Origin of the sequence: Agromyces sp. C10 (genome assembly GCF_023217995.1) — a bacterium.
Lineage (GTDB): Bacteria > Actinomycetota > Actinomycetes > Actinomycetales > Microbacteriaceae > Agromyces > Agromyces indicus.
This window is the reverse complement of the sequence record NZ_JALPSX010000007.1, coordinates 140,698-155,229: the sequence shown is the minus strand read 5'-3', so window position 1 is coordinate 155,229 and position 14,532 is coordinate 140,698. Positions and strand designations below refer to the sequence as shown.

Genomic DNA, 14,532 nt, shown 5'->3' with positions numbered 1-14,532 from the left:
CGCAACGGGGGCGGATGCCGGACCGTCGGTCCGTCGCATCCGCCCCCGTCGTGCCGGCGACGAGGCCAGGGCAGGCATTCCCACCCCGTCGCAGTCGATCCCGCCGGCCGCCCGGCTTCCCGCCCAGACGGCCGGCGGAGCCTAGTGGCTCACCGCCTTCTCGGCGCCGACCCCGGTGAGCGAGCGCACCTCCATCTCGGCCTGCTTGAGGGCGTCCTCGCGGCGGTTGTCGATGACGCTGACGATCCAGCCGAGCAGGAAGGCGAGCGGGATGGACACGATGCCCGGATTCGACAGCGGGAAGATCGCGAAGTCGATCGCGTCCGTCTTCAGCATCGAGGTCTCCGAGCCCGACACGACCGGCGAGAACGCGATGAGCACGATCGCCGAGATCAGGCCGCCGTACATGCTCCACAGCGCGCCGCGGGTGGTGAACCGCTTCCAGAAGAGCGAGTAGACGATCGTGGGCAGGTTGGCGGATGCCGCGACCGCGAACGCCAGCGCCACGAGGAACGCGATGTTCTGGCCGTTGGCGCCGATGCCGCCGATGATGGCGACGACGCCGATGATCACCACGGTGCGGCGGGCGACCTTGACCTCGGCGCCCGGCTCGGGCTTGCCCTTCTTCACGACCGACGCGTAGATGTCGTGCGCGAACGAGGCCGCCGCCGTGATCGTGAGGCCCGCGACGACCGCGAGGATCGTCGCGAACGCGACCGCCGAGATGAGGCCGAGCAGCAGCGGCCCGCCGAGCGAGAACGCGAGCAGCGGTGCCGCCGAGTTCGGGCCGCCGGGTGCCGCGGCGATGACCTCGGGACCGACGAGCGCCGCAGCGCCGTAGCCGAGGACCAGCGTGAACACGTAGAAGATGCCGATGAGCCAGATCGCCCAGACGACCGACTTGCGCGCCTCCTTCGCCGTGGGCACGGTGTAGAACCGCATGAGCACGTGCGGCAGGGCGGCGGTGCCGAGCACGAGGGCGAGGCCGAGCGACACGAAATCGACCTTGGCGATCTCCGAGACGCCGTACTTCAGGCCCGGGTCGAGGATCGCCGGGTTCTCCGCGACCTCGACCGCGCGGTCGAGCAGCGTCGAGAAGTTGAAGCCGTACATCGCGAGCACCCAGACCGTCATGAGCCCGGCACCGGCGATCAGCAGCACGGCCTTGATGATCTGCACCCAGGTGGTGCCCTTCATGCCGCCGACGAGCACGTAGAGGATCATGAGCCCGCCGACGACCGTGATGACGAGCGCCTGGCCGACCTGGTCGCCGATGCCGAGCAGGAGCGACACCAGGCCGCCCGCGCCGGCCATCTGGGCGAGGAGGTAGAAGAAGCACACGACGAGGGTCGTGGTCGCCGCGGCGATGCGCACCGGGCGCTGCTTCAGGCGGAACGACAGCACGTCGGCCATCGTGAACTTGCCCGTGTTGCGGAGCAGCTCGGCGACGAGCAGCAGGGCGACGAGCCAGGCCACGAGGAAGCCGATCGAGTACAGGAACCCGTCGTAGCCGGTCATCGCGATCGCGCCGACGATGCCGAGGAAGGACGCCGCCGAGAGGTAGTCGCCGGCGATGGCCGAACCGTTCTGCCCGCCCGTGAAGGAGCGCCCGGCGGCGTAGTAGTCGGCTGCGGTGCGGTTGTTCCGGCTGGCGCGGAACACGATGACCATCGTGACGGCGACGAACGCGCCGAAGATGGCGATGTTGAGCCAGGGCTCGCCGGGTGAGGCGGCTGCCGCTTCGAACCGGAACATCAGCGCACCACCCCTTCGTCGGCGCGGTCGAGGAACACGCCCGTCTCGATCTCGTCGCGGATCCGCTCGGCCTTCGGGTCGAGGTGCTTGTTCGCGAAGCTGACGTACCACATGGTCACGGCGAACGTCGTGACCACCTGGGCGAGCCCGAGGAGCATGGCGACGTTGATGCTGCCGAACACGCGCGTGGACATGAAGTCGACCGCGTAGACGGCGAGGAGCACATAGGCCAGGTACCAGGCCAGGCAGGCTCCGAGCACGGGGAAAACGAAGCGCCGGTGCGTGCTCCGGAGCTCTTGGAATTCTGGTGATTGCTGCACTGCGGGATAGTCGACGTGGCTCAGGTCGACGTCCGCGCTCAGGGCCTCGTTGCCCATGGCGTCTCTCCTTCGAGGGGGTGCGGCGGGGCCGTGGCCCGCGTCGCTGCGGTCGCGATCCGTCCATGCTGACGAAGCCGGGGACGCGCCGGGGGCGTCGACCGCTCGTCGTCGGCGAACGGCGGAAGCGGTGCGACGAACGGCGGAGCACGGCGACGAACGACGGCTACAGTGACCTGCATGCCCGAGTCGATGCTGCTCGTCGCCGCTGCCGGCGTCGTCGCCGGGGCGCTCGCCGTCGGGGTCGTCGTGCTGCTGCGGCGGTTCGCGGTGCAGTCGAAGGAGCTCGGCACCGACGCCGAACGGGCGACGTACCAGACCCTTCACCTGGCCTCGAGCGCGGCGAAGCACCTGCGCGGCGACATGAGTGCGGCGGATGCCACCAGGGCCGCCCGGCACCTGCGCGCCATGCTCGGCGCCGACACGCTGGCCCTCGTGATGTCGGGCGGTCCAGCCGCGGCCGACGGCGACGAGGCGCTGCTGCCCACGGCGGAGCGCCTCGCGGAGGAGGCGGTGGGCTCGGCGCGTCCGCACGTCGAGCGGCGCCTCGCGTCGCCCTCGGGCGAGACGGATGCCGCGGCCGCGCCGATCCTCGCGGGCGGCGAGGTCGTCGGCGCCGTGGTCGCCTTCGCGCCCCGTGTCCGGGCCGGTCTCGCGCGGGCGACGGGCGAGGTCGCCGACTGGGTCGCGGCGCAGGTCGAGCTCGGGGAGCTCGACGCCTCGCGGGCGGCGCTCGCCGAGCTGGAGGTCCGGGCCCTGCGCGCGCAGATCAGCCCGCACTTCATCTACAACTCCCTGAACGCCATCGCCTCGTTCATCAACACCGACCCGGCCAAGGCGCGCGACCTCGTGCTCGAGTTCGCCGACTTCACGAGGTACTCCTTCCGCCGCGCCGGCGACTTCACGACCGTCGCCGAGGAACTCCGCTCGATCGACTCGTACCTGAAGCTGGAACGGGCCCGGTTCGGCGATCGCCTGCGGGTGACCCTGCAGGTCGCGCCCGAGGTGCTCTCGACGGTGATCCCGTTCCTGTCGATGCAGCCGCTGGTCGAGAACGCCGTACGGCACGGCCTCGAGGCGAAGGAGGGCGGGGGCCGCATCACGATCACCGCGCAGGACGCCGGCGCGTTCGCCGAGATCACCGTCGAGGACGACGGCGTCGGCATCGACCCCGAACGGCTCGCCGAGGTGCTCGCGGGCGGCCCACCGGGTGAGCACGTAGGCCTGCGCAACGTCGACGCCCGACTCCGGCAGGTGTACGGCGACGAGCACGGACTCGTCGTCGAGACGAACGTGGGCGCGGGCACGCTCGTGCGGATGCGCGTGCCGAAGTCGCAGCCCGGCCGGGCCGCGGCATCCGTCGACGTCGCCACGCGCGGCGAGCCGGATGGGAGACTGGTGCCGTGATCTCGGTCCTCATCGCCGACGACGAGCAGCCCGCCGTGGACGAGCTCGCGTTCCTGCTCGGCCAGGACCCGCGGATCGGCACGATCCACCGCGCGAACTCCGGCTCGGAGGCCATCCGGATCCTCACGCGCGAACCCGTCGACGCGGCGTTCCTCGACATCCACATGCCGGGACTGTCGGGCTTCGACCTGGCGCGAGCGCTGCAGCGGTTCGAGCACAGGCCCGCGTTCGTCTTCGTGACGGCCGACGAGGAGGGGGCGCTCGAGGCGTTCGACCTCGCGGCCGTCGACTACCTGCTGAAGCCCGTGCGCACCGAGCGCCTGCAGCGGTCGGTCACGCGCGTCGTCGAGGCGATGCGGCAGGCCCAGCCGGGGGCGACGGATCCCGCGGCGAAGCGCCCCGAGATGATCGCCGTGACGCTCGGCGGCACGACCCGGATGATCCGCCGCGACGACGTGCGGTACGTGCAGGCGCAGGGCGACTACGCGCGCCTGCACACCGACGAGGCGAGCTACCTCGTGCGCGTGCCGATGGCCGATCTCGAGCGGCAGTGGGCGGAGGCGGGCTTCGTGCGCGTGCACCGCTCGTACCTGGTGGCGCTCCCCCACGTGACGCGCGTCCGGCTCGGCGGCGAGCGCCCCACGGTCGTGGTGGGGCAGGCGGAGCTGCCGGTGAGCCGTCGACTGCTGCCGGGGCTCCGGGAGCGGCTCGACCAGGTGACCCCGCGGGCCCGGCCGTGACCGACGACGAGGCGCCCCCCGGTGGTCGAGGAGGACGCGAAGCGCCCCCCGGTGGTCGCGGAGGACCCGAACCACCCGCCGGTGGTCGAGTAGGACGCGAAGCGCCCGTATCGAGACCGGCCCGCGTCCGCGTCACCGCCCCGCGCACTCCCGCGCCCGCGGCATCCGCTCGCCCCTCGATCGCCCGCTCCCGCCCGGGCGGGAGCGGCGACGTCGACGCGATGTACGTGCGGTCGCTCATCCGGTCGCAGCTGCGCCTCGCGCTGATCTGCGCGGGCGGGTTCGTCGTGGCGACCGCCGTGTTCGTGATCGGCATCGCGCTGCTGCCCGCCCTCGACGAGACGTTCGTCGCCGGCGTGCCCGTGTCGTGGCTGCTGCTCGGGCTCGGCGTGTACCCGCTCGCGATCAGCGTCGCGGCGCTGTACGTGCGCGCGGCCCAGCGCAACGAAGCCCGGTACCGCTCGCTCGCGGAGCAGGCGTGAACCCCGCCGTCGGCTACGCCGCGATCGTCGCGGTCGCGGCCGTGTCGGTGCTGATCGGCGTCTACGGCCTGCGGATCTCGCGCACGACGAGCGACTTCTACGTCGCGAGCCGCACGGTCCGCCCATGGTGGAACGCGTCGGCGATCGGCGGCGAGTACCTCTCGGCGGCGTCCTTCCTCGGCATCGCGGGGCTCATCCTGCTGACGGGGGCCTCGGCGCTGTGGTTCCCGATCGGGTACACCGCGGGCTACCTCATGCTGCTGCTCTTCGTCGCGGCGCCGCTGCGACGCTCGGGCGCGTACACGATCCCCGACTTCACCGAGGCCCGCCTCGAGTCGTCCGCCGTGCGGCGCGTCACGAGCGTGCTCGTCGTGGTGATCGGCTGGCTCTACATCGTGCCGCAGCTGCAGGGCGCCGCGCTCACCGTGCGGATCACGACGGGCCTGCCCAGCTGGGTCGGCTCGGTCGCGGTCGCGGTGCTCGTGGCCGTCGTCGTCGCGGCCGGCGGCATGCGGTCGATCACGTTCGTGCAGGCGTTCCAGTTCTGGCTGAAGCTCGCCGCGCTCGCGATCCCGGTCGTCGCGCTGCTCATGGTGACGGGGGCGATCGAACCGGAGCTCGCGCCGTCGGCGGCGTTCCCCGCCGACGCCGGTCCCGGCTCCCTCGAGGTGTACCGCACGATCTCGCTCATGGTGGCCCTGCTGCTCGGCACGCTCGGGCTGCCGCACGTGCTCGTGCGGTTCTACACGAACCCGGACGGCCCGGCGGCACGACGCACGACGCTCATCGTGCTCGTGCTGCTGTCGGCGTTCTACCTCTTCCCGACCGCATTCGGGCTGCTGGGGCGCACCTTCGCGCCAGACCTCGCGACCCCGGGCGACGCGGACGCGCTCGTCCTCGTGCTGCCCGACCGGCTCGTGCCCGGCATCGCCGGCGAACTGCTCACGGCCCTCGTCATCGGCGGCGCGTTCGCGGCGTTCCTCTCCACGTCGTCGGGCCTCGTCGTCTCCGTTGCGGGCGTCATCTCGCAGGACCTCCTCGGCGGCAGCGTGCGCGGCTTCCGCATCGCGGCGTTCGCGTCGACCGCCGTCCCGCTCGCGGTCGCCCTCGCGACCGAGCCCGCGGGGCTCGCGGGCAGCGTCGGGCTCGTGTTCGCGTTCACCGCGTCGACGCTCTGCCCGGTCCTGCTGCTCGGCATCTGGTGGCGCGGACTCACCGCGCGCGGCGCGATCGCGGGCATGGCGACCGGCGCCGTGCTGTCCGCGGCGGCGATCCTCGGCAGCACGTTCGTGGCGGCGGCGGCGCCCGGCATCCGCCCGCTCGTCGAGCAGCCGGCCGCCTGGACCGTGCCGATCGCGGTGCTCGTGACCGTGCTGGTCTCCCGTGCCGACCGGCGGCGCGTGCCGCGGGGCGTGGACGCGTTCCTCGCGCGCCTGCACCTGCCGGAGCAGGGCGGCGCCTGAGCCGCTACCCGGTCGTCGCGCGAGGGTCGAGCTCGACCGGCCGGTCGCCCCACCCCGCCAGTCGCGCCTCGAGGCCGGCTCGGACGCCCGGCCACTCGTCGACGAGGATCGAGTACACCGCCGTGTCGCGCCACGTGCCGTCAGGCCGGGCCAGGTGCCGTCGCAGCACGCCCTCGAACCGGGCCCCGATCTTCTCGATCGCCGCGCGCGAGCGCGCATTCCGCGCGTCCGCTTGAAGCTTGACGCGTCCGAAGCCGTGGTCGAAGGCGAGGCCGAGCAGCAGCAGCTTCACCTCCGGATTGACGACGGTGCCCCAGACGCGCGGGTCGTAGGCGGTCCACCCGACATGCGCCGATTCGTTCGGCAGGTCGAGGTCGCCGAGCTTCGTGGCGCCGACCACCGTGCCGTCGTCGGGTCCGCCTCGGAGCCGCACGACGAACGGCAGCGCGTCGTCGGCCGGGGTGTACGACCGACGGGCGAACGTCGCGAACGCCTCGGCATCGGCGGGGAACGACGACGGCCCGCCGCCGAAGCCGTTCGCGAACACCTCCGGTCGGCGGATGGCGGCCTCGAGCGCGGGCACGTCGGCGACGGTCATCGGGCTGAGCGTCACCGCCCGGCCGACGAGCGGCTGGGCGGCGGGGCGGGTCGCGGGCACCGTCCGAGTCTGGCACGCGGCCGTGCCGACGGCCCCGTCGCGATGACGGATGCCGCGGTCCCGAGCGTTCGCTGTGGAACCCGCGATCGCGGCATCCGCTCGCCGTACGATGACCCCGGAATCACCCATCGCAGAGAAGGGACCGGGGGACATGGGAGCACTGGACGACCTCGCCAAGAACGCGCAGCAGTTCGTCGAGGACAACAAGGACAAGATCAACGAAGCGCTGAACAGCCAGCAGGCCGAGGACGTCAGCGACAAGGTCCTCGACGCCGTCGCCGAAGCGGCGAAGAAGGTCACGCCCGACGAGCACGACGCCAAGGTCGACGAGGTCCGCGCGAACCTCGACAAGTCCATCGGCACCGAGCCCTAGGCCGGCGCGCGTCCACGATCCGAGGGGCGGATGCCGCGTGGCATCCGCCCCTCGTCGTGGCCGGCCCGCCGCGGTGAACCCGAGTCGTCCTGCGCGTGAACATCGCGTGACGGTGGTGTGCGAGCATGGACGCACCCCCGCCGAGAGGACGATCGATGGAGATCCGCGCCCCCGAGTCGAGGTTCGCGCGCTCGCGCACCGCCCTCGGCCTCGACGAGCCCCTCGCGGGCGGCATCCTGCTGCTGCTCTGGGGCACCACGGCCGCCTTCGTCGCGGCGCACCTCACCCACAAGCTCATCGGCGCGCCGTGGCATCCGTTCTTCAACCTCGGCGCGGAGCGCGGCTACGCCGAGCTGTTCTTCCAGATGCTCACCGGGTGGAGCGTCCTGCTGCTCGCGATCGCCGCGACCCGCCGCCGCGCGCCCATCCTGATCGCCTTCGCCGCGTTCTCCGCGTACCTGCTCGCCGACGACTACTTCCAGTTCCACGAGCGCATGGGCACCGGGTTCGGCCAGTGGTTCGATCGCGAGGTCGTCTACCTGCAGGGCCTCGCGACGCACCTGGGCGAAGCGCTCTACCTTGGGGCCGTGGGCCTCGCGGTCGTGGTGGTCTTCGCCATCGCGTACCGGCTCGCGCGACGCGACGCGCGTCGCATGGCCGTCACGGGCGCCGTGCTCTACGGGGCGCTCGCCTTCTTCGGGGTGGCCGTCGACATCGTGCACGCCCCGTTCATCGACGCGCCGGTCATCGACCCGATCTTCATCGCCCTCGAGGACGGCGGCGAGATCGCCGTCATGGCCCTCATCGTCACGTACTCGCTGTCGCTCGCGTTCGGCCGGCGCGACGGCACGGATGCCACGGGCTCGGCCGCCGCCGACGCACCCGCGGCGACGGACGAGGAGGCGCCCACCGCGGTGGGCTCACCGGCCTGACGGCCGCACGGTGGCACGGCCTCCCGGTCTCCCGGGACGCCCGGCGCCCTCAGTCCAGCAGGTCGTGCAGCTGCACGATCTCGTCGCGGCCCGGTCCGACGCCGATCGCCGAGAACCGCGCACCCGACATCGCCTCGAGCTCGCGGACGTAGCTCTGCGCGTTCGCCGGGAGGTCCTCGAAGCTGCGGGCACCCGAGATGTCCTCGGTCCAGCCGGGGAACTCCTCGTACACGGGCTTGGCGTGGTGGAAGTCCGACTGCGAGACCGGGACCTCCTCCATGATCACGCCGTCGACGTCGTACGCGACCGCGACCGGGATGCGGTCGATGCCGGTCAGCACGTCGAGCTTGGTGAGGACGAAGTCGGTGACGCCGTTGATGCGGGCGGTGTAGCGCGCGATGGGCGCGTCGTACCATCCGGTGCGGCGACGACGGCCCGTGGTGGTGCCGAACTCGTGCCCCTTGTCGGCGAGGAACTCGCCCCACTCGTCGAAGAGCTCGGTGGGGAACGGCCCGGAGCCGACGCGCGTCGTGTACGCCTTGACGATGCCGATGACCCGGTCGATGCGGTTCGGCGCGATGCCCGACCCGGTCACGGCGCCGCCCGAGGTCGCGTTCGACGAGGTGACGAACGGGTAGGTGCCGTGGTCGACGTCGAGCATGGTCGCCTGGCCGCCCTCGAACAGCACGGTCTCGCCGGCTTCCAGCGCGCGGTGCAGCAGCAGCGACGTGTCGGTCACCATCGGGCGCAGCCGCTCGGTGTACCCGAGCAGCTCGTCGACGACCTCGTCGACCCCGATCGCGCGGCGGTTGTAGACCTTCACGAGCAGGTGGTTCTTCTGGTCGAGGGCGCCCTCGACCTTCTGCCGCAGGATGTTCTCGTCGAACAGGTCCTGCATGCGGATGCCGACGCGGTTGATCTTGTCGGCGTAGGTGGGCCCGATGCCGCGACCGGTGGTGCCGATCTGCCGCTTGCCGAGGAACCGCTCGGTGACCTTGTCGAGCGTCCGGTGGTACTGCGTGATGACGTGGGCGTTGGCCGAGATGCGCAGCTTCGACGTATCGACCCCGCGCGTCTCGAGGCCCTCGATCTCCTCGAACAGCACCTCGATGTCGACGACGACGCCGTTGGAGATGACGGGCGTGACCCCCGGCGTGAGGATGCCGCTCGGCAGCAGGTGCAGCGCGTACTTCTCGTCACCCACGACGACCGTGTGCCCGGCGTTGTTGCCGCCGTTGAACTTGACGACGTAGTCGAGGCGCGAGGCGAGCAGGTCGGTCGCCTTGCCCTTGCCCTCGTCGCCCCACTGTGCACCGATCAGTACGACCGCGGGCATCTCAGTCCTCTCCTGCCGCGTCGGCGGCGTTCGGTTCGGCGACGGGGTCGCCGGTGCGTGCCTCGGTGCCGACGACCGGCGCGAACGCACCGGCTCCGGCCCCGACGATGGTGATGACCTGGGTGGGCGTGAACTCCGAGGCGATGCGCGCGGCCGCTTCGCCGTCGGCCGCGGCGAGATCGGCGGCAGCGCGCTCGGCGCGCTCGTCCAGGCCGAGTCGCTCGGCCGACCGGCGCTCCGCGTCGAGCGCCCGCAGGTAGGCGCGGTTGGACTCGGCGGACCACGGGACGGGCTGGCCGTCGCGCCATCCGCTCGCTCGGAGCTGCTCGCGGGCGAGGTCGACCGCGACCACGGCGTACGCGAAGGCGTCGAGGGCCCGCCCCTCGGAGTCGGCCAGGTCGGCGAGCTCGGCCCACGCCAGCGGGGACGCGGGGTGGGCGGTCACGACTCCGGCGACCGCCGCCCGGTCGCCCTCGGTCAGCGCCCGACGGACCTCGGGTTCATCGGCGAGCACCGCCTCGGCCTCCGGTGGGGTCTGTTCCTGAGTCACACTCAACCGTAACGCATGGGGTTTCGGCACCCCGGGAGCTCGCGCGGGCGTCCCGGTCAGTCCACCGGCGGCACTCCCTCGAGCGCGGGGCCCAGCCCCAGGTCGACGAGCACGACGCGGCCGGCGAAGCGCGCGCCCGGCTCGCGCAGCAGCCCCGCCTTCACGGCGCCCATCGTGACCGTGACGTCGGCGGGCAGCACCGTCGGGTCGGGCACGGTGCCGTCGTCGGGTGAGATGCCGCTCGGCAGGTCGACGGCGACGACGAGCGGATACCGCGGCGCACCGCCGACGTCGGCCGCCCAGCGCGGCCCGAGCAGCTCGAGCACGCGCGCGACCACCTCGCGGCTCCGACCCCGGAGCGCGGGGCTCGCGGCCGCGCCGATCCCGAGGATGCCGTCGACGAGCACGTCGGCGAGGCGCACGACCCGCTCGAACTCGTCGGGGTCCGCGTCGGGGTCGAGGTCGGCGGCGCCCGCGCGTCGGGCGGCGGCGGCGCCCTCCTCGTGCAGGCTCGATCCCGTGGCGACGATGCGCACGTCGGCGCCGCGCTCGGCGAGGTGCGAGGCGGCGAAGAGGGCGTCGCCGCCGTTGTCGCCCGACCCGGCGAGCACGACGACGATCGGCCGCCCCGCGGCATCCGTCGCCTCGCCGTCGCCGTCGTCGCTGCCGTCGCCGTCGGGGGCCTCGTCGTCGTCGGGGGCCTCGGGCAGGTCGAGCATGCGCGCGATCTCCTCGGCGAGCGCGGTCGAGGCGCGCCGCATGAGCGGCTCGCCCGCGTCGAGCAGGGGCCGCTCGGCCGCGCGGACCTGCTCGGCGGTGTAGCCGGCGTGCGGTGACGGCGCGGAGGCGGAACCGGATGCGTCGCTGCTCATGCGACCGACCCTACGCGCGACCCGCCGACACGGCGACGGGGCCGGGCCCGAATGGACCCGGCCCCGCCGGCGGTGACGTCAGCGCGTCACTGGACCGCGTTCAGCGCGTTGACGTTGCCGGCTCCGTAGAAGCCGTTGCGCTGGCCGCCCGTGCAGGTCGCCGGGTAGCCGGGTCGGAGCTCGAAGACCCCGTCCGGGCAGGCGATCGGCGTGGCGGTGCGCTCGAGGAACGACGCCAGCTGGCCCGGCTTCATGCCCGGGTGCGCCGAGAGCGCGAGCGCGGCGACGCCCGACGCGTGCGGCGCGGCCATCGAGGTGCCCTGCGAGTAGCCGTAGCCGCCGCCCGGGATCGTCGAGAGCACGGCGTCGGTCGCGGTCGAGACCGCCGGGTTGCGCCAGCGGCTGTCGCCACCGGGAGCCGTCACGTCGACGACGCCCTGGCCGTACGAGGAGTAGTAGCTCTTGACCTCGGCCGGGCCGACGGCCGAAACCGTCACGACGCCCGGCGCCTCGGCGGGCAGGTCGACGCAGGCGCCGTTGATGGTGCGGTCCTCGACCGGGGCGCTGCCGTCGTTGGGGCTGCCCGAGTCGACGAACTTGTGCTGCAGGTCGACGTTGCTGTTGCCGGCCGATGCGATCGCGAGGCCGCCCTTCGACGAGGCGTACTTCAGCGCACGCTGCACCGCGAGCCACACGGGCCGCTGGCGCTCGTCGTTGCGGCAGTTGAACTCCCACGGGTCGATGTAATAGCTGTGGTTCGTGATGGGCATGCCCTGCTCGGCCGCCCACAGGATGCCGCAGACCGCCGCCTCGGGGTAGATGTACCCGTCGTCGTTCACGACCTTGACCGACGCCACCTTCACACCGGGCGCGACGCCCGAGATGCCGACGCCGTTGAGGGCGGCGGCGATCGTGCCGGCCACGTGCGTGCCGTGCGACGAGGTGGTGGGGCTCCAGGCGGCCTGGCTGCGGTCGACGACGCCGCCGATGCACGACGCGCTCTGCTCCTTCGCGACCTGCGTGGCGAGGTCGGGGTGGTTGGCGTCGATGCCGGAGTCGAGCACGCCGACGACGACCGACGGGTCGCCGGTGGTCACCGCGTGCGCGGCCGGGACGTCGATCTGCGCCATGTCCCACTGGCGGGTCCAGAGCGGCTCGCCCGTCGGGTCGCCGGTCGCCTCCACGACGGCCGAGTCGACCGTCTCGACGATCTCGCCCTCGTCGAGCACGGTGCCGAGCCCGTCGGTGCTGGCGACGGCCTCGACGCCGCGCCCGGCGACGGCGCGCTCGAACGCCGTGCTCGACGAGCGTGCGACGAGCACGCCGATCTGGTCGTACGTCGCGACGACCGTGCCGTCGGCGGCGGCCACGCGCGCGGCGGCGGCCTTCGTGCCGGCGCCCTGCGGCGCGAGCACCAGGTAGGTGTGCTCCGGTCCGGTCGCGGCGGCCGGCGCGATCGCCGTGCCGACGAGACCGACGGCGAGGGCGACGGCGGAAGCCGCGCCGATCACCTTGTGGTTCCTCATCCTGTCTCCGTTTCGAGAGTGCGGAATGCCCCGGTCGGGTCGGCCGGCGGCCCGGTCCGTCCAGTGGATGCGACGCGGCGGCGACGATGGCGCTGCGCGACCGGTGAGGGCGAGCCTACCCACGACCACCCCCGTCCGGGGGACATCGGCGCGGACGCGGCATCCGTTTTCCGACCCCGGGCCGCCGCTCGTCACGCGAACGCGAGCAATCCGCGGCTCCCGTAGGCTTGAGGCCATGTCGAAGGTCCTCACCTCCCTGCCCGCCGGCGAACGCGTCGGCATCGCCTTCTCGGGAGGTCTCGACACCTCCGTGGCGGTCGCGTGGATGCGTGAGAAGGGCGCCGTCCCCTGCACCTACACCGCCGACCTCGGCCAGCCCGACGAGCCCGACGTCGAGGCGGTGCCCGGTCGCGCGCTCGAGTACGGCGCCGAGCTCAGCCGCCTGGTCGACGTGAAGACCGCGCTCGTCGAGGAGGGGCTCGTCGCGCTGCAGTGCGGCGCGTTCCACATCCGCAGCGGCGGCAAGACCTACTTCAACACCACGCCCCTCGGCCGCGCGGTCACGGGCACGCTGCTCGTGCGCGCCATGATGGAGGACGGCGTCGACATCTGGGGCGACGGCTCGACCTACAAGGGCAACGACATCGAGCGGTTCTACCGCTACGGGCTGCTCGCGAACCCGCGCCTGCGCATCTACAAGCCGTGGCTCGACAGCGCGTTCGTCACCGAGCTCGGCGGCCGCAAGGAGATGAGCGAGTGGATGCAGGCGCGCGACCTTCCCTACCGCGCCTCGGTCGAGAAGGCGTACTCGACCGATGCCAACATCTGGGGTGCCACGCACGAGGCCAAGAAGCTGGAGGACCTCGACGCGGGCATCACGATCGTCGAGCCGATCATGGGCGTCCGCTTCTGGGACGACTCGGTCGCGATCGAGCCTGAAGACGTCACGGTCCGCTACGTCGAGGGTCGCCCGGTGGCGATCAACGGCGTCGAGTTCGACGACCCGGTCGAGCTCGTGCTCGAGGCGAACCGCATCGGCGGCCGCCATGGGCTCGGCATGAGCGACCAGATCGAGAACCGCATCATCGAGGCCAAGTCGCGCGGTATCTACGAGGCCCCCGGCATGGCGCTGCTGCACATCACCTACGAGCGGCTGCTCAACGCGATCCACAACGAGGACACCGTCGCGAGCTACCACAACGAGGGCCGTCGCCTCGGCCGCCTCATGTACGAGGGCCGCTGGCTCGACCCGCAGTCGCTCATGCTGCGGGAGTCGATCGTGAAGTGGGTCGCCTCGGCCGTCACGGGCGAGGTCACGCTGCGCCTGCGCCGCGGCGACGACTACACGATCATGAACACGAGCGGCCCGGCGCTGAGCTACCACCCCGACAAGCTCTCGATGGAGCGCGTCGGCGACCAGGCGTTCGGCCCGGAGGACCGGATCGGCCAGCTCACGATGCGCAACCTCGACATCGCCGACTCGCGCGCGCGTCTCGAGCAGTACGCGCAGCTCGGCATCGTCGGCGGCGCGACCGCGCAGCTCGTGGGCGAGATCGCCGCGGGCCGCGCGGCGGAGATCCTCGCGGGCGAGGCCGAGACCGACCTCGACGCCGCGACGGATGCCGCGAACGAGGCCGCCGCGTTCGACCTCGGCACCGACTGAGGCGTCAGGCCGGCGTCTGCTGGTGCGCGGCCACGTGCCACGCCCCGTCGTCGTACAGGTACGTGGTCGACATCCGCAGGTTCGCCACCTCGTCGCCGCGACGGGCGACGGCCCGGTAGGCGAGGATGCCGGCGTGCTCGCCCAGGCGCACGACCGCGGGCTCATGGATCTCGTAGGAGTCCCACGGGGGCGCGCTGGCGAAGGCCCGCATCATGTCGTCGCGACCCAGCGCGGCGCCCTCGACGATCATGATCCCGTCACGCGTCATCGCGCGGGTGTAGTGCGCTCCCCCGTGTCCGGCGAGGATGGCGCGCCATCCGGCGTGCTCCTCGTGCAGCAGGCGGGCGGGCAGATCATCGGTGATCTCGGTCATGCGGCCACGCTACCGGCCCGACCGG

15 protein-coding genes are annotated in these 14,532 nt (G+C 72.5%); 7 read left to right on the top strand and 8 right to left on the bottom strand.

The window, feature by feature from the left end:
- Positions 1 to 141 precede the first annotated feature (141 nt).
- The gene (locus M1L56_RS09870) at positions 142 to 1,755 is read right to left on the bottom strand and encodes a cation acetate symporter (protein ID WP_248599095.1); all 1,614 of its coding nucleotides are present in this window, start codon (positions 1,753 to 1,755) and stop codon (positions 142 to 144) included.
- A complete protein-coding gene (locus tag M1L56_RS09865) occupies positions 1,755 to 2,132 on the bottom strand; it encodes a DUF485 domain-containing protein (protein ID WP_067948347.1) in 378 nt (125 codons plus the stop codon). Before M1L56_RS09865 ends, M1L56_RS09870 begins: the two co-directional genes overlap by 1 nt.
- A 180-nt stretch (positions 2,133 to 2,312) precedes the next feature.
- On the opposite strand from M1L56_RS09865, the gene M1L56_RS09860 reads away from it, so the two are divergent.
- From M1L56_RS09860 to M1L56_RS09845, 4 genes are all read left to right on the top strand, one after another.
- Positions 2,313 to 3,539 (top strand): sensor histidine kinase, encoded by a 1,227-nt coding sequence (locus tag M1L56_RS09860; protein WP_248599094.1) that lies wholly within the window; start codon positions 2,313 to 2,315, stop codon positions 3,537 to 3,539.
- Positions 3,536 to 4,279 carry a LytTR family DNA-binding domain-containing protein gene (locus M1L56_RS09855; protein ID WP_248599093.1) on the top strand — a complete coding sequence of 248 codons (744 nt, stop codon included), beginning with the start codon at positions 3,536 to 3,538 and terminating at the stop codon, positions 4,277 to 4,279. Before M1L56_RS09860 ends, M1L56_RS09855 begins: the two co-directional genes overlap by 4 nt.
- A 227-nt stretch (positions 4,280 to 4,506) precedes the next feature.
- On the top strand, positions 4,507 to 4,761 hold the full coding sequence (locus M1L56_RS09850; protein WP_248599092.1) for a DUF485 domain-containing protein: 255 nt from the start codon (positions 4,507 to 4,509) through the stop codon (positions 4,759 to 4,761).
- Positions 4,758 to 6,224 carry a cation acetate symporter gene (locus tag M1L56_RS09845; protein ID WP_067948352.1) on the top strand — a complete coding sequence of 489 codons (1,467 nt, stop codon included), beginning with the start codon at positions 4,758 to 4,760 and terminating at the stop codon, positions 6,222 to 6,224. Before M1L56_RS09850 ends, M1L56_RS09845 begins: the two co-directional genes overlap by 4 nt.
- A 4-nt stretch (positions 6,225 to 6,228) precedes the next feature.
- On the opposite strand, the gene M1L56_RS09840 is transcribed toward M1L56_RS09845, so the two are convergent.
- Positions 6,229 to 6,882, bottom strand: coding sequence for a GNAT family N-acetyltransferase (locus M1L56_RS09840; RefSeq protein WP_248599091.1), 654 nt, complete (start codon positions 6,880 to 6,882; stop codon positions 6,229 to 6,231).
- A 151-nt stretch (positions 6,883 to 7,033) separates the two neighbouring features.
- Between M1L56_RS09840 and M1L56_RS09835 the strand changes: the two genes are divergently transcribed.
- Both M1L56_RS09835 and M1L56_RS09830 read left to right on the top strand, forming a co-directional pair.
- Positions 7,034 to 7,255, top strand: coding sequence for an Rv0909 family putative TA system antitoxin (locus M1L56_RS09835; protein WP_067948489.1), 222 nt, complete (start codon positions 7,034 to 7,036; stop codon positions 7,253 to 7,255).
- A gap of 155 nt (positions 7,256 to 7,410) precedes the next feature.
- Positions 7,411 to 8,187: a hypothetical protein gene (locus M1L56_RS09830; protein ID WP_248599090.1), complete on the top strand. Its 777-nt coding sequence runs from the start codon at positions 7,411 to 7,413 to the stop codon at positions 8,185 to 8,187.
- Positions 8,188 to 8,236: 49 nt separating this feature from the next.
- On the opposite strand, the gene M1L56_RS09825 is transcribed toward M1L56_RS09830, so the two are convergent.
- The 4 genes from M1L56_RS09825 to M1L56_RS09810 form a co-directional block, all read right to left on the bottom strand.
- The gene (locus tag M1L56_RS09825) at positions 8,237 to 9,523 is read right to left on the bottom strand and encodes an adenylosuccinate synthase (protein ID WP_067948359.1); all 1,287 of its coding nucleotides are present in this window, start codon (positions 9,521 to 9,523) and stop codon (positions 8,237 to 8,239) included.
- A 1-nt stretch (position 9,524) separates the two neighbouring features.
- Positions 9,525 to 10,073 carry a DUF3151 family protein gene (locus tag M1L56_RS09820; protein ID WP_197466998.1) on the bottom strand — a complete coding sequence of 183 codons (549 nt, stop codon included), beginning with the start codon at positions 10,071 to 10,073 and terminating at the stop codon, positions 9,525 to 9,527.
- A gap of 56 nt (positions 10,074 to 10,129) precedes the next feature.
- Positions 10,130 to 10,945, bottom strand: coding sequence for an NAD(P)H-hydrate epimerase (locus M1L56_RS09815; protein ID WP_248599089.1), 816 nt, complete (start codon positions 10,943 to 10,945; stop codon positions 10,130 to 10,132).
- A gap of 86 nt (positions 10,946 to 11,031) precedes the next feature.
- Positions 11,032 to 12,471: a S8 family serine peptidase gene (locus tag M1L56_RS09810; protein ID WP_248599088.1), complete on the bottom strand. Its 1,440-nt coding sequence runs from the start codon at positions 12,469 to 12,471 to the stop codon at positions 11,032 to 11,034.
- Between the two features lie 235 nt (positions 12,472 to 12,706).
- Here M1L56_RS09810 and argG point away from each other — a divergent pair, with 235 nt between their 5' ends.
- Complete coding sequence (argG, locus tag M1L56_RS09805; RefSeq protein ID WP_248599087.1) at positions 12,707 to 14,134, top strand: argininosuccinate synthase; 1,428 nt, start codon at positions 12,707 to 12,709, stop codon at positions 14,132 to 14,134.
- A gap of 4 nt (positions 14,135 to 14,138) precedes the next feature.
- Here argG and M1L56_RS09800 read toward each other — a convergent pair whose 3' ends face one another.
- Positions 14,139 to 14,507: a DUF4440 domain-containing protein gene (locus M1L56_RS09800; protein WP_067948369.1), complete on the bottom strand. Its 369-nt coding sequence runs from the start codon at positions 14,505 to 14,507 to the stop codon at positions 14,139 to 14,141.
- Positions 14,508 to 14,532 lie beyond the last annotated feature (25 nt).